20 protein-coding genes are annotated in these 23204 nt (G+C 74.0%); 9 read left to right on the top strand and 11 right to left on the bottom strand.

Annotation, left to right across the window (positions count from 1 at the left end; all coding sequences use genetic code 11):
- Positions 1-96 precede the first annotated feature (96 nt).
- Complete coding sequence (locus tag BM237_RS01300) at positions 97-1449, bottom strand: ABC transporter substrate-binding protein (protein WP_093846835.1); 1353 nt, start codon at positions 1447-1449, stop codon at positions 97-99.
- A 250-nt stretch (positions 1450-1699) separates the two neighbouring features.
- On the opposite strand from BM237_RS01300, the gene BM237_RS01295 reads away from it, so the two are divergent.
- Both BM237_RS01295 and purU read left to right on the top strand, forming a co-directional pair.
- Entirely contained in the window at positions 1700-2137 is a 438-nt protein-coding gene (locus BM237_RS01295) for an SCO4402 family protein (RefSeq protein ID WP_412719711.1), read from the top strand.
- Positions 2138-2240: 103 nt separating this feature from the next.
- Entirely contained in the window at positions 2241-3125 is an 885-nt protein-coding gene (gene purU / locus BM237_RS01290) for a formyltetrahydrofolate deformylase (RefSeq protein WP_093846831.1), read from the top strand.
- A 19-nt stretch (positions 3126-3144) separates the two neighbouring features.
- Here purU and BM237_RS01285 read toward each other — a convergent pair whose 3' ends face one another.
- Positions 3145-4311, bottom strand: coding sequence for a maleylpyruvate isomerase mycothiol-dependent enzyme family protein (locus tag BM237_RS01285; protein ID WP_093846829.1), 1167 nt, complete (start codon positions 4309-4311; stop codon positions 3145-3147).
- Positions 4308-4871, bottom strand: a complete 564-nt coding sequence (locus tag BM237_RS01280; protein ID WP_093846827.1) for an RNA polymerase sigma factor — start codon at positions 4869-4871, stop codon at positions 4308-4310. Before BM237_RS01280 ends, BM237_RS01285 begins: the two co-directional genes overlap by 4 nt.
- A gap of 334 nt (positions 4872-5205) precedes the next feature.
- On the opposite strand from BM237_RS01280, the gene BM237_RS01275 reads away from it, so the two are divergent.
- Complete coding sequence (locus BM237_RS01275; protein ID WP_173915166.1) at positions 5206-5580, top strand: STAS domain-containing protein; 375 nt, start codon at positions 5206-5208, stop codon at positions 5578-5580.
- On the opposite strand, the gene BM237_RS01270 is transcribed toward BM237_RS01275, so the two are convergent.
- Entirely contained in the window at positions 5570-6088 is a 519-nt protein-coding gene (locus BM237_RS01270; protein WP_093846825.1) for a plasmid transfer protein KilB, read from the bottom strand. The genes BM237_RS01275 and BM237_RS01270 overlap by 11 nt on opposite strands.
- A gap of 324 nt (positions 6089-6412) precedes the next feature.
- Here BM237_RS01270 and BM237_RS01265 point away from each other — a divergent pair, with 324 nt between their 5' ends.
- Complete coding sequence (locus tag BM237_RS01265) at positions 6413-6934, top strand: ATP-binding protein (protein WP_093846823.1); 522 nt, start codon at positions 6413-6415, stop codon at positions 6932-6934.
- A 61-nt stretch (positions 6935-6995) separates the two neighbouring features.
- Here the strand turns inward: BM237_RS01265 and BM237_RS01260 are convergent, their stop codons facing one another.
- From BM237_RS01260 to BM237_RS01250, 3 genes are all read right to left on the bottom strand, one after another.
- Positions 6996-7490 carry an NUDIX domain-containing protein gene (locus BM237_RS01260; RefSeq protein ID WP_093847353.1) on the bottom strand — a complete coding sequence of 165 codons (495 nt, stop codon included), beginning with the start codon at positions 7488-7490 and terminating at the stop codon, positions 6996-6998.
- A 44-nt stretch (positions 7491-7534) separates the two neighbouring features.
- On the bottom strand, positions 7535-8677 hold the full coding sequence (locus BM237_RS01255; RefSeq protein WP_093847351.1) for a flavin-containing monooxygenase: 1143 nt from the start codon (positions 8675-8677) through the stop codon (positions 7535-7537).
- 130 nt (positions 8678-8807) lie between these two features.
- Positions 8808-9350, bottom strand: a complete 543-nt coding sequence (locus BM237_RS01250) for a GNAT family N-acetyltransferase (protein ID WP_245793339.1) — start codon at positions 9348-9350, stop codon at positions 8808-8810.
- Positions 9351-9748: 398 nt separating this feature from the next.
- On the opposite strand from BM237_RS01250, the gene BM237_RS01245 reads away from it, so the two are divergent.
- Together BM237_RS01245 and BM237_RS01240 are read left to right on the top strand one after the other, a co-directional pair.
- On the top strand, positions 9749-10810 hold the full coding sequence (locus BM237_RS01245) for a helix-turn-helix transcriptional regulator (RefSeq protein WP_093846821.1): 1062 nt from the start codon (positions 9749-9751) through the stop codon (positions 10808-10810).
- A gap of 171 nt (positions 10811-10981) precedes the next feature.
- The gene (locus tag BM237_RS01240; RefSeq protein WP_217655778.1) at positions 10982-12283 is read left to right on the top strand and encodes a S8 family peptidase; all 1302 of its coding nucleotides are present in this window, start codon (positions 10982-10984) and stop codon (positions 12281-12283) included.
- A 206-nt stretch (positions 12284-12489) separates the two neighbouring features.
- Here the strand turns inward: BM237_RS01240 and BM237_RS01235 are convergent, their stop codons facing one another.
- The gene (locus BM237_RS01235) at positions 12490-13137 is read right to left on the bottom strand and encodes a TetR family transcriptional regulator (RefSeq protein ID WP_093846819.1); all 648 of its coding nucleotides are present in this window, start codon (positions 13135-13137) and stop codon (positions 12490-12492) included.
- Between the two features lie 129 nt (positions 13138-13266).
- On the opposite strand from BM237_RS01235, the gene BM237_RS01230 reads away from it, so the two are divergent.
- The 3 genes from BM237_RS01230 to BM237_RS29100 all read left to right on the top strand — a co-directional run bounded on the left by BM237_RS01230 (position 13267) and on the right by BM237_RS29100 (position 17530).
- On the top strand, positions 13267-14130 hold the full coding sequence (locus tag BM237_RS01230) for a VOC family protein (RefSeq protein WP_093846817.1): 864 nt from the start codon (positions 13267-13269) through the stop codon (positions 14128-14130).
- Between the two features lie 190 nt (positions 14131-14320).
- Positions 14321-16837, top strand: coding sequence for a protein serine/threonine kinase AfsK (gene afsK, locus BM237_RS01225; RefSeq protein WP_093846815.1), 2517 nt, complete (start codon positions 14321-14323; stop codon positions 16835-16837).
- A 186-nt stretch (positions 16838-17023) separates the two neighbouring features.
- On the top strand, positions 17024-17530 hold the full coding sequence (locus BM237_RS29100) for a hypothetical protein (RefSeq protein WP_093846810.1): 507 nt from the start codon (positions 17024-17026) through the stop codon (positions 17528-17530).
- A 531-nt stretch (positions 17531-18061) separates the two neighbouring features.
- Here BM237_RS29100 and BM237_RS29095 read toward each other — a convergent pair.
- The 3 genes from BM237_RS29095 to BM237_RS01210 form a co-directional block, all read right to left on the bottom strand.
- Positions 18062-18217, bottom strand: coding sequence for a hypothetical protein (locus BM237_RS29095; RefSeq protein WP_175540839.1), 156 nt, complete (start codon positions 18215-18217; stop codon positions 18062-18064).
- Between the two features lie 222 nt (positions 18218-18439).
- The gene (gene afsR, locus BM237_RS01215) at positions 18440-21391 is read right to left on the bottom strand and encodes an SARP-family global regulator AfsR (protein WP_093846809.1); all 2952 of its coding nucleotides are present in this window, start codon (positions 21389-21391) and stop codon (positions 18440-18442) included.
- Between the two features lie 207 nt (positions 21392-21598).
- The gene (locus tag BM237_RS01210; RefSeq protein ID WP_093846807.1) at positions 21599-23131 is read right to left on the bottom strand and encodes a CehA/McbA family metallohydrolase; all 1533 of its coding nucleotides are present in this window, start codon (positions 23129-23131) and stop codon (positions 21599-21601) included.
- Positions 23132-23204 lie beyond the last annotated feature (73 nt).

Raw genomic sequence — 23204 nt, 5'->3', positions numbered from 1 at the left:
CGCCGTTCCTCTTCCGCCGTTCCCGCCCCCGGCGCCCGGTGTCCGGCATCCGGCGCCGGGCTCCCGGGCCGGCCGGAGCCGTGCCGCAAACGAGCCTCAGCCGCCGCCCGGCACGGTCTCCAGGGTGTCGCGCACGTCGACGAAACCCTTGCGGGCCGGGGCCAGCGTGCCCTCCCTGACCTGCTGGAAGGTCACCTTCGCGTTGACCAGTCGCGGGTGGTCGCGCACGGCCAGCATGTCGTCGTAGCGCCAGCTCAGCCGGGGTGTCAGGTCCCCGGTGTCCACCGGGGGCATGGTCTCCAGGGCGCGCCGGACGGTCCTGGCGGTGACGGCCCCCTCGATGTGCTCCAGCGCCGCCCGCAGCACGGTGTACGCGATCCAGGTGGTCTGGACGCCGGGGTCGGCGGCGTCGATCCGGTTGTCGCCGAAGGCGTGCTCGCGGATGACGCTCCTCATCGGAGCCCAGCGGGAATCGGAGGAGACCGGGTACCAGCCGGTGGCGTAGGCGCCCTCCCACTGGCTGTCCGGGCCGCCCGTCCGGTCCACGAGCGACTGCTGCACGCTCCCGAGCACCGAGGCGATCCGCACCTCGGGGCCGCCCTCGCGCAGCCGCCGGAAGGAGTCGAAGAAGGTGTCGGTACGGCCGCCGAGCACGGCGGTGACGCAGGCTTCCCCCGCCCCTCCGGCCTGTCCGCCGTCCCGTCCGTCCTCCACTCCGCCGGCGGTCCGGACCCCGCCCCCGGTCCCGTCCTCCGTCAGGCCCACCCCGGCCAGGGCGCGCCTGGCGTGCTCGGTGTAGGCGGAGGCGTCCTCCGGGGCGCGGATGTCGGCCGCCGGGCCCCGGTCGCCGGCGGTGGCCAGGCCGGCGTTGAGCAGTCTGGGGAGCTGGTCGCCCGAGACGGTGTCGGGGCGCACGAGCGAGACCCGCTCGCAGTGGCCGGCGAGCTGGTGGCCGCTCCCGGCCAGCAGAGTGGCCTGGCCCCCGTTGACCGGGTACGACAGCGGGCTGGTGAACTCCTCGTCCGTCACGCCGTAGCCGCCGAGGTAGGGGATGCCGGCCGACTCCAGGGCCGTCATGAAGGTACGGCCGTGCTGGCTGTACGAGCCGACGACCGCGACGGCCTCCTCGGTGCGGGCGCGGTCGGCGCACCGGGCGGCGCCCACCGAGCTGTTGTGATCGTTGCAGGTGATAACACGGAGGGTGCGCCCGCCCACACCCCCGGTGGCGTTCACCCAGCGCGCATATGCCTGTGCCATGGCCGGCATGCCCGGCATGTTGGTGGCCCCGGTCCCCTCCGGAGCCCAAGTCATCACGGTCACGGCGCCCTCGTCGGCCCTCGCGTCACCGGGCAGCATGCCGCAGCCGGTGAGCAGTGAAGCGCAGACCCCCGTTGTGGCGGCGAGAGCGGCCATGGTCCTAGCGGAACGTTTGCTACGCCATGCGGTCATGACCCCGAACGATTCCGCCGCGGCTGTAACGGCCGAGTGATGAACAGCCAACGAGGAGCGACAACGGAGTGAACAGGCGGGGGGTGCGCGGATCCGTCCGGCACGGAACGTACGATCGACGACCGTGCGGGCACAACAGGGTGAAAGCGAGCAGGGACGGCAGGACCGGGAAGGCCGGGAAGGCCGGGAAGGCCGGGAGGGCCAGGAGAGGTCTTCCCGCCGTGGCGGTCGTTCGAGCACCATGGGCGGCATGCCGCCCAAAGACATGCCCTGGTGGCGCTGGCGCAGCAACGTGCGCTCGGCGCTGCACATGCTCTCCGACCCCCTCTTCCAGCGGGAGTGCTGGCTGACGGGCCTGCCCGGGTACGGCGACGTCACGGACGCCGTCTACCGCCTGGTCGAGGACACCTGGCTGGACAACTGGTCCGCGGACAAGTACATCGGCACGGTCTTCCGCGACGCCCAGGAGGCCGCGCTCGTCGACGTCGCGGTACTGCGCGTCCTGCGGATCATGCACCAGGTCGGGGCGGACGCCCCGGTGGCGGCCTATCTGGAGCACCCCGGCTGGCCGGAGGCCGTCCACGCGGCGCGCGACGCCCATGTCCTGCTCTGCGCCAACGACGGCGAGGACCCGGACCGGCCGCCCCACTCGCTGGACGTGCTGGCGGCCATGCTGCGGACCGCCTGACCCGGAAGCCCGGCCGCGGCCGGGCCGCGGTCCCGTTCCGGCCGCGTTCTCGACCCGCGGGACCGTTCACGGCGTCCGGCCGGGATATGCCACGCTTGTGCACATGAGCCAGCCGCAGCCCACCGCAGCGTCCGAGAAGCCCGAGCAGTACGTTCTGACGTTGTCGTGCCCGGACAAACAGGGCATCGTGCACGCCGTCTCCAGCTACCTGTTCATGACCGGCTGCAACATCGAGGACAGCCGGCAGTTCGGGGACCACGACACCGGGCTGTTCTTCATGCGGGTGCACTTCAGCGCGGAGGCCCCGGTGACCGTGGAGAAGCTGCGGGCGAGCTTCGCCGCGGTGGGCGACTCCTTCCAGATGGACTGGCAGATCCACCGCGCCGACGAGCGGATGCGGGTCGTCCTCATGGTCAGCAGGTTCGGGCACTGCCTGAACGACCTGCTGTTCCGCACGCGCATCGGCGCGCTGCCGATCGAGATCGTGGCCGTGGCCTCCAACCACACCGACTTCGAGGAACTGGTCTCCTCCTACAACATCCCCTTCCACCACATCCCGGTCACCAGGGAGACCAAGCCGCAGGCGGAGGCGCGGCTGCTGGAGATCGTCCGCGAGGAGGGCGTGGAGCTGGTGGTGCTGGCCCGCTACATGCAGGTGATCTCGGACGATCTGTGCAAGGAGCTGTCGGGCCGCATCATCAACATCCACCACTCCTTCCTGCCGAGCTTCAAGGGCGCCAAGCCCTACCACCAGGCCCACGCGCGCGGTGTGAAGCTGATCGGCGCCACGGCCCACTACGTCACCGCCGAGCTGGACGAGGGCCCGATCATCGAGCAGGAGGTGAAGCGCGTCGGACACGAGCTCACCCCCGAGCAGCTCGTGGCGGCCGGCCGGGACGTGGAGTGCCAGGCGCTGGCCCGCGCGGTGAAGTGGCACAGCGAGCACCGCGTACTGCTCAACGGCCACCGCACGGTCGTCTTCGACTGACGGACCCGCCGGCCCGGGGCTACATCCGCGAGAGCGAGGCCACGGCCCACAGGACGTCGTGGACGGCCTCGTCGTCGCCCTCCCGGCCCGCGGCCGCCTCACGCGGCGGCACGTGACCCGCGGCCAGCCGGCAGAACTCCGCGTCCTCCAGCGCGAGACGGGCCACCGTGTGCTCCGGGGAGGCGAGGGCGGCCGGAGAGTCCAGGGGGACGTACCAGTCACCGCCGCCCAGACCCCCGATCTCCAGATGGAGGGTGCGGCCCGGCGCGCCCGCCGCCGTCAGCCGGCGCGGCGGGGCGGCCAGCCCGGCGCGGCGCCGCGCCGCGACGGCCTCCGGGAGCCGCCGGGCGACGAAACCGACCATCCGGGCCAGGTGTTCGGGCGCGGGCGGCCCGTACGGGTAGTCGACCGCCGCGGCGATGTCCTCCGCGTGGATCCAGCACGCGAACGCCCGCCCGGCCAGCGCCTCGTGCAACGGGCGCCGGAACTCGGTGAAGTCCACCGCGAGACCGGCCTCATGGGCGCGCAGGGCCGCGGTGCGCACGATGTTCCGGGTCTGGGTGCGCCACTTGTGGCGCACGAACGGCGGCCCGTGCGCGCGGCACCGCTCGACCGCCGTCTCCGTGCGGTCGCCCACGGTGCGCGGGGCGCCGGGGCCGAGGGGGTCGTCCAGCCCGAGGGTGGTGGCCACCAGGCCGTCCACCGAACCGAGGTGGGCGAGCACCCCGCACAGCGTCAGCGTGCGCTCGCCGGTCGCCCAGCGCAGCCGGACCGGGGCGCTCCACTCCGCCTCGCCCATGTCGCGCAGCAGCGCGTCGAGCCGCGCGGTCTCCGCGTCGTACGGCGCCACCCACTCCGGCAGCGGCGTGTGGGCCGGGCGCCGGCGCAGGCACCCGTCCAGCACCCGCGAGCGCAGCAGCGGGTCGGGGTCCAGGCTCTCCTCGCGGTGCATCAGCCCCACGGCGTCCCGCAGCCGCCGCGCCTCCCCGGCGCAGGGCGCGCACCGGGGCAGATGCGCCTCGACGGCCGCGGTCTCCTCGGGGGAGCAGACCGCCAGGGCCCATACGCCCAGCAGGGACTTCAGGGCGAGGTGCTCCTCGTCGGACGCGCCGCCGTCCCCCGTGGCCTCCGGCCCGGCCGCCTCTCCGGCCTCCGGCCCGGCCTTCCGGTCCCCGGCGGGACTCACGATGCCTTCTCCGAGCCGTTCTGGGCGGCCGCGGAGAGCAGTTGCAGCCCCAGTCTCAGCCGCCGCCGCGTCTCGTCCTCGCTGACGCCCAGTTCGGCGGCGGCCTCGCGGTAGTCCCGGCGCCCCACGTACGCCAGCTCCAGGACCGTCCGCAGCGAACCGGGCATGGCGGTGACCATGTGGTCGGCGCGGGCGGCGGCGGACGCGGCGCGGATCCGCTCCTCCAGCCGGGCCCGCGCCCGGGGGCCGAGGGAGCTCTCGTCCAGGTGCCGCAGCGCCCGCCGCCGGGTGAGTTCGGTCAGCCACGAGCGCAGCGAGCCGCGCTCGGGCTCGTACGCCCCGGGGGTGGCCCAGACCTCGGCGAAGACCTCCGCCACCACGCGGTCCGCGGCGTCCTCGTCGTCCAGGAAGCGGTGGGCGAGGCCGCGCACCACGGACGCGTGCCCGTCGTACAGCTCGGCCAGCGCGGACTGCTCGCCCCGCACCAGCCGCCACCGTATTCCGTGGTCCTGGTGAGGACGTGTCGTGCCGGCCGTCCCGTCGGGCCTCTCGTTCGGCATCCTCCACCCCCAGCCTGCCGCTCGTCTCGAATGTAATGGCAGAAGACGGCAGGACGCCTCCCTTTACGGGAGTGTGCCCCCGCACACGGTTGCACATGGTCGCCGACCGGTCACTTTGTGCGCCTTCGCGCTGATCGGGACAGTTCGATCCTGTCCGGATCCGGTGGGTGTTACGCGGGTGTGACCGGAAGTTGGGAGAGGCGGAGACCCGGTTCGGCATAGGGTCGGGGTCTGCGGGTGTCGTGACGGTGTCCGGCAGGGGCGGTCGGCGAGGAGGGCAGGGCGGGAAGGGAGCGTTCCGGTCGGTGTCGGCGGATGAAGGGACTACGAGCACGTGTCGTTGAAGGTGATCGGGGAGGACCGGGGGGAGTGGGCCGTGCTGCGGGTGTCGGGTGAGCTGGATCTCGTCACCTCTCCCATGGTCCGCCAGCATGTGCACGACGCCGTGGCCGACGGCCGCCGCAGCCTCGTGCTGGACCTGTCGCAGGTGCTGTTCTGCGACTCCAGCGGCGTCGGCGTCCTCATAGCCTCGCGCCGGCTGATGCGCTCGTGCGCCGGCCGCCTCCGGCTGATCCTCCCCGCCCAGGGCGCGGTGGACGGCTCCCACGTCAACCGGGTCCTCGCCGCGCTCGGGGTGCGCCGGCTCTTCGACTGCTACCCGGACCTCGACGCGGCGGCGGACGACGCCGCCGGCCCGCTCAGCGCCTGACCCCTCCCCGCCGCGCCGGTGCGGCGTCCGCCTCCGGGGGCTCGCCCACATAGGGCGCCGCCGCCGTGACGAAGCCCTCGATGGCCTGTTTCGAGGAGGTCCGGAGGGCGTCCAGGCCCCGGCGGTCCAGCTCCTTGCCGTGCAGGGCGGTCACCGTCTCCAGGGCGGACCGCGCGACCTCCTCCAACTCCGGTGAGCGAGTGAGGAGTTGCACGCGGAACAGCGACTCGTGGGCCTCCGAGCGCAGCCGGTAGATCTCCCGCAGCAGGGAGGGCGTGTCCTCCTCGCCGGGTCTCTCGTGCTCCGCGAACCACCGGTGCACCAGCATCCGCCGGTAGTTGTGCAGGGCTCCGGCGTACAGGCAGTACGCGTCGATCCTCTCCTGCCGCAGCCGCTCCCGGCGCGCCAGCTCCTCGCCGTACGCGGTCGTCCGGCGCTGGAACGCGTAGGTGATACCCGAGCCCAGCAGGGTGCCGAGGACGGCGATGAGCGCCGCTATCGCTTCCATGCCTTGAGTCGATCACGAAAACCATGCGAGAGAAGGGGAGTTGGCGAGTACGGGCGCGTCCGGTCGCATGCCGGCGCGTCCGGTGGCGCACCGCGGCGGTCGGCCGCGCGCCGGAGCGCGTTCCGCCCGCCGGGCTCGGATGTTCGACTCCCCGGTCGGGGTGTCGCACAGTATGCGGTGTCACTACTCCTTTGCGCCGGAATATGCCCGAAGCTCTTGTTGCCGCGGCGCCGGTTCCAGCACTCTGTGCGACACCGGGGGAACGGACAGTGGCCTCGCGTCGGCGTGGGGCCGTGCGGACCCGGGCCATGGACGGTGTGAAGGGTGCAGATGCTTCAGGTGCAGCTGGAGGTCGGAAGCGATCCCAAGGAGGTGGGCAGAGCCCGCGGATGGGCCCGGTCGAGACTGGCCGGTTTCGGCCTGGAGCCGGACGAGTCCCTGGTGGAGACGCTGGTGCTGCTGGTCTCGGAACTGGTGACCAACGCCGTCGTCCACACCGGGCGCCCCGCGGTGCTGCGCATGCTCTTCTCCGGGCGCATCGTGACGGGAGGGGGGACCGTGCGGATCGAGGTCGCCGACACCAGCAGCAGCCCGCCGCTGCGGCGGCGGGCCGAGGGCGACGCCACCGGCGGACGCGGTCTGGAGCTGGTGGTCGGACTCGCCGACCGCTGGGGCTGGCTCCAGGAGGGCGCGGGCAAGCGCATCTGGTGCGAACTGGACCGCGGCAGCGGCGCGGTGGCCGAGAGCGCCGACGCACGCGACACCGGGGACACCGGAAGGGCCGGGGCCCGTACCGCCCCGCGCGAGGCCTGCGACGAGCCGCGCGTCCAGCCCGTCCGCACCTGACACCGCGCCACCGCGGGCCAGTCGCGATCCGCCCGCGGGACGCTCGCCTTCCCGGCGGCCGTCAGGGGGCGAACCGCTCGCCCCAGGGGCCGTCCGGCAGCAGGGCCGCCAGTACGGAGAGCAGACGCGGCGGCTCGACCCGGCCGGTCGGCGAGCCCAGGTCCGGCCACGACACCCAGGCGTAACCCTCCAGCGAGGTCCGCTCGTGGGGGAGCAGGCCGCCCCGTGACACCGCCGGCCGCTCGCCGTCGAAGCGGGCGGGGAAGAACAGTTCCGTGCCGCGGTACCGCCGCCCCTTCCACCGCACGTCGCGGTCGACGGGCACCGGCCGGTCCAGGACCGCGGCGGGGTCCAGCCCGGTCTCCTCGGCCAGTTCGCGCCGTGCCGCCCCCAGCGGCGTCTCACCGGGCTCGATGCCGCCGCCGGGCGGCTCCCGGAGCCGCGAACCGTCGTACGGATCGCGCCATTCCAACAGGAGGACGCGGTCGGCGGCGTCCAGGCAGACGACCCGCGCGGCGGGCGGGCACGCGACCGGGCCCTGGGCAGGGCCCGGCACAGAGACCGGCACAGGGTCCGGCGGCCCGTCCGCCGACCGGCCCGTCACTCGGTCGTCGTGCGGGCGACGGCGCGGGCGATCTTCCTTGCGTCGATGGCCAGTTCGCGCAGCATGCCGCTGATGGGGTTGGTGTAGCCGGTGAAGTACAGGCCCGCGGCGGTCGGCAGGGTGCGGGGGCCGCGGGCGCGGGGCAGCCCGCGCTCGTCCAGCACGCCGAGGTGGCCCACCATCTCCTCCAGCCCGCGCCGGTAGCCGGTGGCCGCTATGACGGCGTCCGGGGCGATCGCGCTGCCGTCGGCGAGGGTGATCTCGGATCCGTCGAAGGACTCCACCGCCGCCACCGGCTCTATCCGCCCCTGGCGCACCGCCTTGACGAAACCCGTGTCCTGCACGGGGATCGCGCCCTGCCGCACCCGGGTGTACAGCCCGGCCTCGGGGCGCGGCAGGCCGTACGGCGACAGGTCCGGCAGGGAGACCTTCGCCAGTCCCCGGGCCATGGAGTCCACCATGCGCACCGGCAGCCGCCGCACCGCTATGCCGGTGGCCTGCGCCGGCCAGCCCAGGGTGGAGCGGCGGACGATGTGGGGCGGGGTGCGCACCGCGAGCCGCACCCGTGCCGCGCCGCCCTCGGCCAGATCCAGGGCTATCTCGGTGCCGGTGTTGCCGGTGCCGACGACCAGCACGTCCCGGCCCTCGTACGGCCGGGCGTCGCGGTAGGAGCGGGCGTGCAGCAGCTCGCCCTTGAACGAGTCGCGCCCGGGCCAGTCGGGCACGCGTGGGGTGTGGTTGTGCCCGGTGGCCACCACGACCACCGGCGCGGCCAGCTCCCGGCCGCCGTTGGCCCGCAGCAGCCAGCTGCCGTCGTCGACCCGGTCGACGCGGGTGACCTCCACGCCCGCGGCGATCTCCAGCCGGTGGTGGAGGGCGTACTCCTCCAGGTAGCGCACCAGGTCGTCCCGGCGCACCCAGCGCCCGTAGGAGCGCGGGATCGGCATGCCGGGCAGCGCGGACCGGCGGCGCGTGGTGTGCAGTCGCAGCCGGTCGTAGTGGCCGCGCCAGGAGGCCCCGACGGAGTCGGCCCTCTCCAGCACGACGGACCGTATGCCGCGCTCCTTCAGCGCGGCGGCGGTGGCCAGACCGCCGGGTCCTCCCCCGATGATGTGCACTGGTCTGCTGTCGTCGGACATGTGCATGCCCATGAGTCTATGCCCCGCTTCCTCCCCCGCGTGCCCGGCCTCCGAACGCCGGGACGACACCGCGGGCCCGGATTCCCGGGCCGGAGCCGGGGAAACCTCGACCGACGCGGGCCAGAGCGGGCTAGAACGGCAGCGACAGCAGGTGCACCGGGCCGGGCGGCCAGCCGGCGCCCTCGCGCAGCGGCGTCCACATGGTGCGCATCGGCATGGTCACCGGCCCGTCGGGCTGCTCGACGCGGACGTGCTCTTCCAGCTCCCGCCAGCCCAGGGCCTCGTAGACCGGCATCCGCTCCGGCCAGCAGAACAGCAGGCCGGCGTCGGGGCCCATACCGCGTGCGTGGTCCATCGCCGCGGTGACGACCGCCCGGGCCAGGCCCTGCCCGCGCAGTCCGGGGGCGACGATCACACCGCCCAGGCCCACCGCCTCGGTGCGCCGGCCCGCGACGGACACCGGCACGGTCACCAGACCCGCGTGCGCGACCAGGCGGCCCTCCCGCCGGATGCCGAAGTGCTCCCGCTTGGGCCGCCACGCCATGACCAGCCCCTCGATCTGGTAGGGGTCGGGGACACCCCCGCGGACCTCCTCCCGGTCGGCCCCGGTGTACTCCGGCAGCCGCACCACCGCAAGCTGCTCTTCGCGCGCCCTCGCGCTCGTCGTCGTCACACACCGATCCTGCTCCGGCGAAGCGCCCGTCAATCAGTGCGGTGTGCGGAGGGGACGGGGGAGTGGGGGGACGGGGAGGCGGCCCCCGGCCCGATGCGGGGAGGCATCGCCGATCGCACCCTTCACCGCTTCGCCCCCGTGTGCCCGGACCCCAGGACGTGGGACCTGCGCCCTGGAGCCCGGATACCCGGAGATCGCCGCCCTGCCTCCGTGCGCCGTGCGGCGCCCGGGGGGACCTTCCCGGGCGCCGGGCCGTGACCGTCGCCACGGAAGCGGGCACCACCCCGCCCGGCGGCCGGGGTTGCGGGCCGGCCGGCGAGCGGCGTACGCAGACTTTGTACACCGGGGCGCGGACGGCCGGTGACACCTGCGGGACAGCGGCACTAAGGTGCCGCAGCGTGAAGCGCGACGGAGGCGGGGCACCGGTGCAGGAGCCGTGCCCCGACACCCTGGCGACCCATCTGTCCGCGCTCGGCGTGGACGGCGGGGCCGTCGACCTGTACGTGGCACTGCTGACGGACCGCCCGGCGCCCCCGGTCTCTCCCGGGGCGCGGCGCGCGCTGCTCGCGCTCGGCCTGGCGGCCGAGGTGCCCGCCGGCGAGGGGGACGGGGACGAAGGGCAGGGCGGGGGCGAGCGTGGCGGGGGCGGCGCGCGGGACCCCGTCGGCGGGCTGGTACCCGTACCGCCCGCGTCCGCGCTGGAGTTGCTCTCCCGGCGCGAGACGCTGCGGCTGGAGGAGGCCCGCCTGGCGGTCGCGCGCGCCTACGAGCGCTACCGCCGCCGTACGCCGTCGGCCGTGGGCGGCTCGGTCGCCGAGGAGGTGACCGGCGGCGACATCGAGCGGGTGCTGGGCGAGGCGCTGGGCGGAGCGCGGCGCGAGGTGCTGCGGTTCGACTCGCCGCCGTACTTCTGGGACACCGAACGCGGCGCCAAGGAGGAGGTCGGGCAGTTGCGCCGCGGGGTGCGCTACCGGGTGGTGTACACCCGGGAGTCGCTCGCCCGCCCCGGCTACCTCACCGAGAACGTCCAGCCGTGCGTGGACGCGGGCGAGGAGGCCCGGGTGGTGTCCGGACTGCCGGTGAAACTGATGGTGGTGGACGACCGCGTCGGCTTCGTCTCGATGTCCATCGCGGACGTGGACGTCAGCCGCAGCATGCTCGTGGTGCGGCCGAGCGCGTTACTCGCCGCGCTGCGGGCTCTGTTCGAGGCGTACTGGGACCGGGCGCTGCCCGTCCACCCCGACAGCGGGGCCGCCGCGCCGGGCGGCGCCCGGCCCGGTCCGGCCGAGCGCCGCATCCTGGCGATGCTGGTCGCGGGGGTGCCCGACAGCCAGATCATCCGCGAACTGGGCGTCAGCCGCCGAACCTTCTTCCGCCGCATGGAGCTGCTGATGGCGCAGGCCGGCGCGGGCAGCCGCTTCCAGCTCGCCCTCCAGGCGCAGCGGCGGGGCTGGCTGTGAGACCCGGCGGTACACGGCCGGACCGGTACACACACGGCCGGACCGGCACAGAAGCGCACCGGGGCACCACCGTGCCACGGCACCCCGGTGCCCCGCGGGTGACGCCCCATCGGCTAGAACCGTGAGCGCTCCCCCCGCACACGCACCCCCCCAGTGAAGAGAGAACACACCTTGAAGAAGGCCAGAAGACCCCGAATAGCCGTCGGCGCCGTCCTGGCGGCGCTCGTCCTGACGGGTACCACCGCCGCGGCGGCCTCGGCCGCCTCCCCCGGCCCGGAGCCCGCTCCCCTGGGAGAGGTCCGGGGCGCGGGCGCCCCCGGCGCGCTGGACGGCGAGTACATCGTGGTGCTGAAGGAAACCGGTGACCGGGCCCGCGGCCTGAGGACGGCAGGAGGCGTACGGGACCGGGCCGAGAGGCTGACCGGCGCCTTCGGCGGTGAGGCGGAGCGCACCTACTCCTCGGCCCTCAAGGGCTTCTCGCTGAAGGCCACCGAGAAGCAGGCGCGGCGCCTGGCAGCCGACCCCTCGGTGGCGTACGTCGAGGCCAACCGGGTCGAGCGCGGCGACGTCCTGCCGCAGGCGCCGGACCTGCCGCAGGCGCCGGGCCCGTCGAAGGGACCGGATGTGAGCGGCACCCTGCTGCAGGCCGATCCGGGCTGGGGCCTGGACCGCATCGACCAGCGCGACCTGCCGCTCGACGCGAGCTACGGCTACGGCGCCACGGCGCCGAACGTCACCGCCTACGTCGTGGACTCCGGCATCAACATCGCCCACGAGGACTTCGGCGGGCGCGCCTCCTACGGCTACAACTTCGTGGACGGGAACCGGACGGCCTCCGACTGCCACGGGCACGGCACGCATGTGGCGGGGATCCTGGGCGGTGAGACCCACGGCGTGGCCAAGAGCGTGAAGCTGATCGCCGTGAAGGTGCTCAACTGCCAGAACTCGGGCACCACCGAGGGCGTGCTGGCCGGCTACGACTGGGTCGCGGAGAACGCCACCGGGCCCGCGGTCGCCAACGTGAGCATCGGCGGCTCCGCGAGCGAGGCCAAGGACGCCGCGGTGCGGAAGATGGTCGAGGCGGGGATCACCGTCGTGGTCTCGGCGGGCAACAAGGCCACCGACGCGTGCACCCAGTCGCCCGCCCGCGAGCCGTCCGTGATCACGGTGGCCGCGACGGCGCGGGACGACTCCAGGCCCAGCTGGTCCAACCACGGCGACTGCGTGGACGTGTTCGCGCCCGGCGCCTCCGTCCCGTCGGCCGGAATCGGCTCGCGGACCGCGGAGCGGACGATGAGCGGTACGTCGATGTCGGCGCCGCACGTGGCGGGCGCGGCGGCGCTCCATGTCTCGAAGAACCCGGAGGCCACGCCCGCGGCGGTGACCCGGGCGCTGCTGGACGCCTCCAGCCCCGGCCGGGTGACGGGGCCGGGGGAGGGCTCGCCGAACCGGCTCCTCTACAGCCGCTTCTGACGCCCCCGGGCGCCCCCGGGCCTCCGGGCCCTGGGGCGGCCGGACATGGAGAGGCTCCCCGGGCGGCCGGTGACAGGGGCCGGCCGCCCGGGGAGCCGGGCACGGACAGGAGCGGGACGGGTACGGAACGGCTGCGGAACGGGTGCGGGACGGCCGCGGGCGCGGGGCCGGGCAGGAGAGGGCCGCGGCCGGGCGGGGCCGGACCCCTACCGGCTGGGCTTGCGGCCCGTGACGCCCAGGTAGAGCAGATAGGCGAGGTTCGGCTTCAGATCGGACTTCTTGGCGCCCCAGCTCTGCGCGGCCTTCTGCTGACCGGCTACCGAGGTGAGCATCGACACCAGTGAGCCGGCGACGGCCGCCGGACTGATGTCGGAGTCCGCCTTGCCCTTGGACTGGAGCTTTCCGATGGAGTCGGCCAGTGGGCCGGTGATCCCGCCGAGGACCTTCGCGCGGATCTTGGAGAAACGTTTGTCCCCCTCGGCCGCGCCCAGGTCCACCACCCGCAGGATTGCGTCGTTCTCCCGCCAGAAGGAGAGGAGGCCGTCCACCACCTCCTCCGCCGTCTGCCACCCGGCCTTGCCCGTCCACGTGCGGTCGGTGGCCAGCTCGCTCAGCGAGGAGCTCTCCCGGGCCATCTCGTCGGCCAGCTCCAGGACGGCGCCCTCCACGTCCGGGAAGTACTGGTAGAAGGTCGCGGGGGAGGTGCCCGCGCGCCGGGCGACGTCGATCACCCGGACATCGCGGTAGGGCGACGAGCTGAGCATTTCGTCGAGGCAGGTGAGCAGCTTCTGCCGCGTCGCCTGGCCACGGCGCCCGGCCACCCGACCGTCAACAGTTCGTACTTGTCCTGTCATGTCGTCAGCTTACCGAGGGATGATCGGCCCGCGATTCGACCGACCCCAAATGGGGTGGTCTACTGCAAGAGGGGTGATAAGCGGGCAGCGTTCGCCTGTCGGGACGCAGCCGCACGGAAGGAGTGGGAGATGGTCGCTGCCGAAGGCGTCTTCGCCGAGGGCGCACCCTGCTGGACCGACGCGATGCTCCCCGACCTGGAGGCGGGCAAACGCTTCTACGGCGAGCTGTTCGGCTGGACCTTCGGCGACCCGGCGCCCCCCGAGCGGCCCGGACAGCCCGGACGGTCCGAGCGGTCCGGACAGCCCGAGCGGTCCGGACCGGGACCCCGCACGGTCGCGCTGCTCGGCGGCAGGCGGGTCGCCTCACTCGTCCGCAAGCCGGACGGCCGGCTGCCGACGGTGTGGACGGTCTACCTCGCCGCCCCCGACGCCGCGGCGACCGCCCGGCGCATCCGCGCCGCGGGCGGGCAGCTCGTCACCGAGCCCGAGGCGGTCGGCCGGGACGGGGTGGCGGCCACCGCCGTCGACCCGGACGGCGCGGTCTTCGGCCTGTGGCAGCCGGAGGAACTGGCGGGCTTCGAGACGGTGCGCGAACCGGGCTCGTACGTGTGGACGGAGGTGTGCACCCGGGAGAGGGAACCGGTGGACGCCTTCTACCGGGAGGTCTTCGGCTACGTCATGTATCCGGCCGGTGACGAGAGCACGGGCGAGGCGGCCGACATCATGGTCTGGGCCCCACGCGGGGAGCCCGCCGACGACGAGCACGCCGTCGGCAGCCGTACGATGATCGACGAGACGTATCCGGTGGAGATGCCCGCCCACTTCCTCGTCCACTTCGCGGTCGCCGACTGCGACGCGGCCGTCCGCACGACCGTGCGCCTGGGAGGCCGTACGATCGACGGCCCGCAGGACACACCCTTCGGGCGCTACGCCGTCCTCGCCGACAACCAGGGCGCGCGCTTCGGGGTCCTGGACACCTCCACCGCGCTCTGAGGCCGGGCCCGGCGGCGCGGACCGGACCCGTCCCGGAGCCCACCGGCCGGGGAAAGGGCGACTCACCGCCCCCGGGTTCGCAACCGAGGGCTCCGCCAGGAAGAATCGCTGTCGGACCGCGGGACCGGTACGGCGGTGGAAGGCTGCGCGGGGCGGCGATCGTCGACCCCGACGGGGAGGTGGCAGGCAAGTGGTGGAGCAGCTGACGCAGCACGATCCGCGGCGTATCGGCCCGTTCGAGGTGCTCGGACGGCTGGGCGCCGGGGGCATGGGGCTGGTCTACCTCGCCCGTTCGGCCTCCGGGCGCCGGGTCGCGATCAAGACGGTGCGCACCGAGCTCGCCGAGGACCAGCTCTTCCGCGTCCGCTTCACCCGTGAGGTGGAGGCGGCCCGCGCGGTCAGCGGCTTCTACACCGCCGCCGTCGTGGACGCCGACCCGCGCGCCGCGGTGCCGTGGCTGGCGACCGCGTACGTGCCCGCGCCGTCCCTGGAGGAGATAGTCAACGAGTGCGGGCCGCTCCCGGCGCAGGCCGTGCGCTGGCTGGCCGCCGGAGTCGCCGAGGCGCTCCAGTCCATCCACGGGGCGGGCCTGGTCCACCGCGATCTGAAGCCCTCCAACGTGCTGGTGGTCGAGGACGGGCCGCGGGTGATCGACTTCGGTATCGCCTCCGGGGTGTCCAACACCCGGCTGACGATGACCAACGTCGCCGTCGGCACCCCCTCCTACATGTCACCCGAGCAGGCGAGGGACTCGCGCAGCGTCACGGGCGCCAGCGATGTCTTCTCCCTCGGCTCCACCCTGGTCTTCGCCGCCACCGGCCACCCGCCCTTCCACGGGGCGAACCCCGTCGAGACCGTCTTCATGCTGCTGCGCGAGGGCCCGGACCTGGAGGGACTGCCCGACGAGCTCGGACCGCTCATCGAGTCCTGCATGCGCACCGAGCCCGACCAGCGGCCCACCCCGGCCGACCTCCAGGCGCAGCTCGCCCCGCATCTGTTCTCCTCCGGCGGCGACGACAGCGGCACGGCCTCCGCCTGGCTGCCGGCCGGCGCGGTGGCGCTGATCGAGCGGCACCGGGGCGGACGGGCGCGGCCCGTGAAGCCGGCGTCCCGGCCCGGGCACCGGGCGCCGGAGCACGCGGCCGCCCAGGCATCCGCCCAGGCCCAGGCCCCGGCGGCCGGACCCGGCACCGAGTGGCGGCCTCCGGCCGCCGACCCGCGGGGTGGGGGGACGCCCGCCGCGTCCGTGGCCGCGCCCCCGGCGCCGCCTGCGGTCCCGCCGCCCCCGCACGCCCCGGTCCCGCCGCCCCCGCACTCCCCGGCGGACGGCGGCTCCGTACTGCTGCCGGGCGCACCGCTGCCCATCGGCCCCGGCCCCCGGCGGCCCCGGGCGCGCGTCACCGAGGTGAGCGCCCCGACGTCCTGGGTGCTGCGCGCGCCGGACGGCGGCGGCGCGGACGGCACCGGCGCCCACGGCGCCACCGTGGCCCACCCCCCGCCGCGCACCCCCTCCCAGGCGTCCCCCCACAGCCCTTCCGGTGCTCCCGGTGCTCCCACCGGCGGCGAGACCGCCGCGCCGCCGCGCTGGCGGCCGTGGCGCTTCCGGATGTCGAACGACGTGTGGGGCACCCCGGTCGTCGCCGACGGCCTGCTGTACGTCACCTCCTTCGAGGTCCACGCGCTGGACGTGGCGACGGGACGGCGGCAGTTCAAGACCCGCGAGGTGGCGTGGTCGATGGCCGTGAGCAACGGCCGGGTCCACGCCTCCGACGGCCCGAGCCTGTACGCCCTGAACGCCCGCGACGGCTCCGACGTCTGGCGGCTGGCGGCCGACGGCTGGGTGTACGCGCTGCGCGCCGACCGCGGCACGGTCGTCACCGGCACCCGCGGCGGCGGCGTACAGGCGTGGGACGCGGCGAGCGGCGAGCGGCTGTGGGAGCTGTCCGGCGCGCAGACCGACTTCGAGACCGCCGAGGCCGGCCCGGTGATACGGGGCGGCTCGGTCTACGTCTGGGGCGACGGGCGGCTGTACGCCCTGGAGGCGCGCACCGGCGCCGAGCAGTGGTCGTACCCGGTCGGCGACTCCTCGGCCACCGGCGGCGTCCCGGTGCGGCTGCTGCCCGCCGACGACGGCGCGGTGTACGTCAGCGCCGGCTCGCGCGTCTTCGCCCTGGACGCGGCCACCGGAGCGGAACGGTGGCGCTTCGACGCGCCCGCCGCGTTCCTGTGCCCGCCGGCCTTCGCGCCGGGCGCGGCGATCGCGGGCGGCGGCGTCTATCTGGCGGACTACCTGGGCACGGTGTACGCGCTGGACGCCGCCAACGGCCACGACCGCTGGCGGATCGCCACCGAGTCCCGCCAGTCGGCCGAGCCGGCGGTGGTGGCCGACGGGCTGGTCCACCTGGGCAGCGGCGGCGCGCTCTACACGCTGGACGCGGTCAGCGGCACCCCCCGCTGGCGCTTCGCGACGGGCGGCGAGATCACCGGCGCCCCGGTGTCGGCGGACGGCCGGGTCCACTTCGGCTCGGCGGACCACTGCCTGTACACGCTGGACGCCGTCGGGGGCCAGCTGCGCTGGAAACTCGCCACGGAGGGCGAGATCACCGGATCGCCGGTGGTCGCGGGCGGCGTGGTCTTCGCGTGCAGCCGGGACCGCTGCGTGTACGCGCTGGACGCGGCCAAGGGGACGGGCCAGGCCCGCGCCTGACCCGCCCCCGCCCCCGCCCCCGTTCCCCATTCCCGCGTTCCGCGCCGCTCCGCCCGCTCCGGTTTCCGGCGAACCGCCATGCGTGGGAACCCCGTTGGCCGTTCCCCGCGTGAACCCTGGTAGAAAGTCCGGCAGTCAACAGCGAGTGCGTACGCGCACCGAGCGTCCACCGGGGGAGAACGCGCCATGAAGCGCTCTGTGAAGCGCCACCTCAAGCTGATAGCCGTCGTCACCGTCGTGACGCTGGCCCTGTCCGGTTTCAGCCAGGCCCGCAGCGGCGGCGGCAAGGGCGGCGGCGGCCGGGGGAGCAGCAGCAAGAGTGGAGGAGGCGGAGGCGGCGGCTGCGGCAAGGACAAGTCCAGCAGCCGGTCGAGCTACAGCGGCTACCGGGGCACGACCGCCGGCAGCGGTTCCTCCGGGTCCTCCGGTTCCTCGTCCCGCAAGGACGAGCCGGACGCCGAGATCATCTCGTGCGCCAAGGGCAGGAAGGGGACGGTGGTCGAGCTCTCCGACGGCGACGCCGGCACCTACACCGTCCGCGTGTATCTGGTCGACGACTTCGGGGACACCATCGACACCTCTTCCCAGCGCGTCAGCGTGGGAAGGAATCAGACCAAGCGCGTCGAGGTGAAGCCGCGGGACCCGAGCATGGTGGGGGCCGCGGACGACTGCAGTGTCTACGTGCTCGACTGAACCCCGGACCGGCCCGGGAGCGGGGCCCCGGCGGAGGTCGTGCCCCGGCCTTGGGATGGCATGGGCACGACATATGCGTCGGCGCATTCCGGACAGGGCGCTCCTGTACGTGAGAGCGGAGCGTGAGGCGCCGTCAACGAGCCGGGGCGGGACCGCTGGTGCGGTCCCGCCCCGGCCGATGCCCGGAAGCCTCCTTCCGGGTCCGCCTCAGTTCCCTGCCGGCTGGGAGGGGAGAGGGCCGGGCAGATGGTTCTCAGCCAGGGCTGGTGCCGAGCCGACGCCCACTATTGCTATCGCCGCTGTCAAGGCGGTCAGGAATTTCGTCAGGCGGGTCATGTCAACTCCTTGGTGAGAACCGGGAAGTGGTGGTGCATGGTTTGCAGAGGCGAAAGTACCCCCTGGGGCGCGCGGTTCTGTTCTTCCGCACACAACTGTCCGGTAATCGCCTAGATGCACATGACAGGGACCGGCCGCGGCGACTCCCCCTCTGCGCCGCCAGGGCCGGTCCCATGTACCCCCGTGGGATGTGGCTTACTGCGAGTTCTCCTCGGTGACCTGAGTCTCCGAGGAAGGGGCGGTCTCGGTGGTCGTAGGCTCCTGAGGCGTCGAGCCACCTTCGCCAGGAGACGGCATGTGGTTGTCACGCTGTGGGCCGCCGGTCACGATCTTCTTGGTGGTCTCGCTCATGTGGACCAACTCCTTGTATCTGATGGCGGGGAGGTCCCGAGCACGTCCGGCGGCTCCCCCGTGGGCCGCCGGACGCACCCCTTCAGGCCGTACGCCTCCTCCGTGGGAGGGGGTTGGGCCTGTCGACTCGCCTGCCCCCCGACGCGGCGGATCGACATGCATAAGCATGGCGGGTGGCGATAAACAACTGATGAACGCCTGCTGCTGGCGGCCGTCGAGCCGCTATGCGGCAACGGCGGGAGCCAGCAACTTTCGTACCTCGGCGGCCTCGGGGGAGCCCAGGGAATCGAAGATGCCCAGGGCGTCCTGCCAGCACGCACGGGCGCGGTCGGTTTGGCCCAGGGCGTCCAGTGCGCGGCCCAGAACCGTCAGTACGTTCCCCCGCCGCCACTCCCCACCGACCACACGCAGGGCGAGAGCCTGTTCGGCATGGGTGGCCGCCTGCGCCGGACGACGCGCCGCCATGTAGGCCTCGGCCATCCGCAGGTGGGTCGCGCCTTCCCACATCGGCTGGTGGCTCTCGTGAAACAGGGCGAGGGCCTGGTTGAGCTGGTCCAGCGCCTCCGTGATGCGTCCGGCACCGGTCAGTGCCATGGCCAGGGCGTAACGGCCGTTCGCCAGCCGCATGGTCATTCCCAGCTCCGCGTAGATGGCCACGCCGCGCTCGGCGAGCCGGATCGCGCTATCGGTCCGGCCGAGCACCAAATGAGTCCGCGACAGGTTGCACAGCGCGCTGGCTTCACCGTTGACGTTGCCGTCGGCTTGGAAAGCCTCGATCGCCTGGTTCAGGTAGACCTCGCCTTCTTCGTGGCGGCTACGGAAGACGGCGATGATGCCAAGATCGTTGGGGGCGAAGCCCTTGACCACATGGTCACCCGTGGTCCGGGCGATCTCCATGGCACGCCTTGCGTTCTCGTCGGCCTGCTGGAAACGGCCGGTCACTGTGTACACATGGGTGAGCATGATGCGGGCGCGGCCCTCGGCCCAGGCGTCTCCAGTGGTCTGCGCGGCTTCGTGCACGGCGGTGGCGGCCCGTTCGTAGCGCAGTGAGTGGATGCCGGAGTCGGCAAGGTCTTTGGCGACGAGCAGCAGGTCGGCCGCGCGGCGCAGCGTGTCGCCGTCGGCCGACTGCTCCACGCAGGACAGCAGGCAGTCGGCCTCGGCGAAAAGCCAGTCCAGTGCGGCAGCGTGATCGCCGAATTTCAGGCCGGGGTGCTCGGTGGCGGCCAAATGCTCCACGACTCGGTCGCCAGGGCGGGCCAGGGCGAACACCCGGGCGGTGGTGGCCAGGTAGAAGTCCAGCAGCCGGGACCGCGCGGCGGACCGCTCCGAGGTGGGGTCCTCGTCGCGCTCCGCGCAGGTGCGCGCGTAGAGGCGCACCAGGTCGTGGTAGCGGTAGCGGCCGGGAGCGGCGGATTCCAGGAGGGAGGTGTCGACCAGGCACTCCAGCAGGTCCTCGGTCTCCTCCGGGGTGCGGTCCAGCATGGCGGCGGCGGCCTGTACGGAGATGTCGGGGCCGTCGGCCAGGCCCAGCAGGCGGAAGGTGCGGGCCTGCTCCGCCTCCAGCTGGCTGTAACCCAGCTCGAAGGTGGCCTTGACGGCCTGGTCGCCGGCCTGGAGCTCGTCCAGCCGGCGGCGTTCGTCGGCGAGCCGACGGGCCAGGAAGGAGACCGTCCAGGTGCGGCGGGCGGCCAGGCGGGAGGCGGCGATGCGGATGGCCAGGGGCAGGAAGCCGCAGGCCGCGACGGTGTCCATGGCGGCCTCGCGCTCGGCGCCCACCCGGTCGGTGCCGACGATCCTGGTGAACAGCGTCATGGCCTCCTCGGGGCTCATGACGTCCAGGTCCACCAGGTGCGCGCCGGCCAGGTCCACCATCCTTACCCGGCTGGTGATCAGTGCCGCGCAGCCCTCGGTGCCCGGCAGCAGGGGGCGCACCTGGGCGGCGTCGCGGGCGTTGTCCAGCAGGGTCAGGATGCGGCGCCCGGCCAGCGTCGAGCGGTAGAGGGAGGCCCGCTCCTCCACCCCGTCGGGGATCGCGGAGTCCGGGGTGCCAAGGGCCCGCAGGAACGCGCCCAGGACCGCCTCCGGCTCCGCCGGGGCCGGGCCCGCGCCCTGGAGGTCGGCGTAGAGCTGGCCGTCGGGGAAGCGGTCGCGGGCGGCGTGGGCGACGTGTACGGCCAGGGTGGTCTTGCCCACCCCGCCGATGCCCGCGACGGCCGAGACGGCCATGATGCGGCTCTCGGCGGTGACGAGCTGGTCGCCCAGCTCCGACACGAAAGCGGTGCGGCCGGTGAAGTCCGGTACGGTCGCAGGCAGTTGCGCGGGCCGTACGAAGGTGGCCGTGCCCGGCGGCGCGGACTCCTCGACGGGCCGCGCCAGCTCCTCGTCGGCCCGGAGGATGCGCTGCTGGAGCTCGGCCAGCTCCGGGCGGGGGTCCACCCCCAGCTCCTCGGCGAGCAGCCGCCGGGTGTCGGCGTAGACGGCCAGGGCCTCGGCCTGGCGTCCGCTGCGGTACAGCGCCAGCATCAGCAGCTCGCGCAGCCGCTCGCGCAGCGGGTGCTCGGCGGTCAGGGCGGTCAGCTCGCTGACCACCTCGGCGTGCGAGCCGAGCTGGAGGTCGAGGCCGAGGCGGTGCTCCAGCAGGGACAGCCGCCACTCCTCCAGCCGGGCCCGCTGGTTCTCCGCGTACGGCCCGGGGAGGTGGGCCAGGGGCTCGCCGTCCCACTGCGCCAGTGCCAGGCCGTACAGCTCGCGCGCCCGGTGGCGGTCGCCGCCGGAGGCGGCCTTCTCCGCCTCCAGGGCGTGGGCGGCGGCCGTGTCCGCGTCGAGCTCGGTGCCGGGCCCCAGCCCGATCGCGTAGCCGCCGGACTCGCTGACCAGGGCCTCGGCGCCGAGCGCCTTGCGCAGCCGGGAGGCGTAGGTGCGCAGCGCCGCCAGGGCACGTTGCGGCGGCTTCTCGCCCCACAGCGCGTCCACCAGCTCCTGCGCGGTGGCCGTCTGCCCGCCGCGCAGCAGCAGGGCGGCCAGCAGGGCGCGCTGCTGGGGCGAGCCGACGCCGACCGGCTCGCCGTCCCGCCAGGCACGCACCGGCCCGAGCACGGCGAAACGCAGCCGGTGACGATCGTTGTCCGGCTGCCGCAGTCGTTCGCGCCCGGTGTGCCCCTCGCCGTCCATGGTGCCCCCTGCGAAGTGTGACGACCCGCAGCGCACAGTGTGCCTTGTCAAGGGCCGGTACGTCAGCCGCGCCCCCGCCTCTCCTCACAGTCACCGCAAACCCGCGACAGAAGCGGTAGTCGATGCCATGACAGATGACGAGATGTCCGACCACGGTCAAAAGCCTTGCCCGTCATACGAGTTGACGAAGAACTGTGTAATCCACCGTCAAATCGACTCCAGCCAGAGGGGATTGGTCATCGCGGCCATCGGCCCCGGCAGTCCCGCGCCGCCGCCCCGGCCCGGATGACGCACCTCGGCGCGCACATACGCGGCCAGCGAGGCGGTGGTGCGCCAGACGACCGTGCCCGAGCCCGAGGCGGGCAGGCGCTCCGAGCGCATCTCGCCCTGGTCGGTCAGCAGCCGCACCGTGCCGTCCGGCACCCCCGACACCTCCAGCCGCACCGCCACCGCGGCGTCCGGCGCGACGCGCAGCCGCTCCCCGATCCCGGCGTGCTCGCCGCGCGGGCCCGCGGCCGACAGCTCCAGACCGATCCTTGAGGACTCCGCCAGCCAGCTCCGTCCCGCCCGGATGCCCTCCAGCACGGCCGCGCGCGACAGGTCCCCGGCGTGGACGACCGTCTGCGGCAGGCCGACGACCTGCGGCTCGCGGTGGGCGTCGCTGTTGCCCATCGCCGGCACCCACCGCCCGCGCCCGTCCCCGCCTCCCCGGCGGCAGGACTCCACCAGCATGTTGTCCCAGGCGGCCAGGGCCGGCTCGTCGTCGGCCGTCCACGGCCCGTTCCACACCTCCACCGCGTCCGCCTCCGCGTAACCGAACTTCCACTGGCAGCCCACGAAGGGACAGTTGGGGTGCGCCGGGACGACCAGCCCGCCCGCCTGGTGGATCCTGCGCACATACCGCCCGTACGCGTCGTCGCGCGCCCGGTAGCGCCAGTCGACGAAGGTGCCCGGATCGACGCCGAGCGCCAGATAGTGGCCGTTGCGGGTGGTCACCTCCTCGCCGCACAGGATCAGCAGGTCCTCCCCCCACAGCCCCTCCCAGGCACCGTGTCCGGAGGTGGTGTTGTGCTCGGTGGTGGCGATGAAGTCCAGCCCGGCGGCCCGCGCCGCCGCCGCGACCTCGGCCGGGGTGCGCCGCCCGTCGGAGTGCACGGTGTGCAGATGGCAGTCGCCCCGGTACCAGGCGCGCCCCCGCCCCCCGGCCCGCTCCGGCGGATACCCGGGCCTGGGAGTGCGGCCCTGCTCCCCGTACCGCAGCGTGACGGTGACCTCGTACTCCATGCCCTGCGGGGCGACGGTGTACGGGCCCAGCACCACGTGCCAGGTGCCCGGCCGCACCGGGCCGGGCAGATACCCGGGCGTCGCACGCTCGGCGCTGATGGCGAACTCCGTGCGGAAGCCGCCCGACCAGCCCCGGAAACCGCGTCCGCCCGCGGCCGTGCCGCGCTCGTCGAAGATCCCGATGTCCAGGGCGTTGCCCGGTGTGCCGGAGGGCACGGCAGGCTTGTCGTAGGAGTACGAGACGGCGAGCTCCCGCACCCCGCGCGGCACCTGAACGGGCAGATGGACGAAGTCCGGTGCGCCGTTGGGAAGACGGCCGCGTACCGTTCTGCTCTCCTCGCCGCCCCCGCCTTCCCCCGCGCGCTCCTGCGCGTGCGCGAAGCTCACGCCCTGGAGCGTGAGCGCGCTCGCCGCCCCCGCGGCGGCGGACAGCCTCAGTACGTCGCGCCGGTCCATATAAAGCCCCCGCCCTGTCGCCTCCGATGTGGTGCCGGTCACTTTTCCACGCATGGGTGACGGGCGGGAGAAA

The sequence above is a fragment of the Streptomyces mangrovi genome (assembly GCF_900114215.1).
GTDB classification, from domain to species: Bacteria; Actinomycetota; Actinomycetes; order Streptomycetales; family Streptomycetaceae; genus Streptomyces; species Streptomyces barkulensis.
Note: the sequence above shows the minus strand (reverse complement) of the source record. Positions and strands in the feature narration are given on the sequence as shown.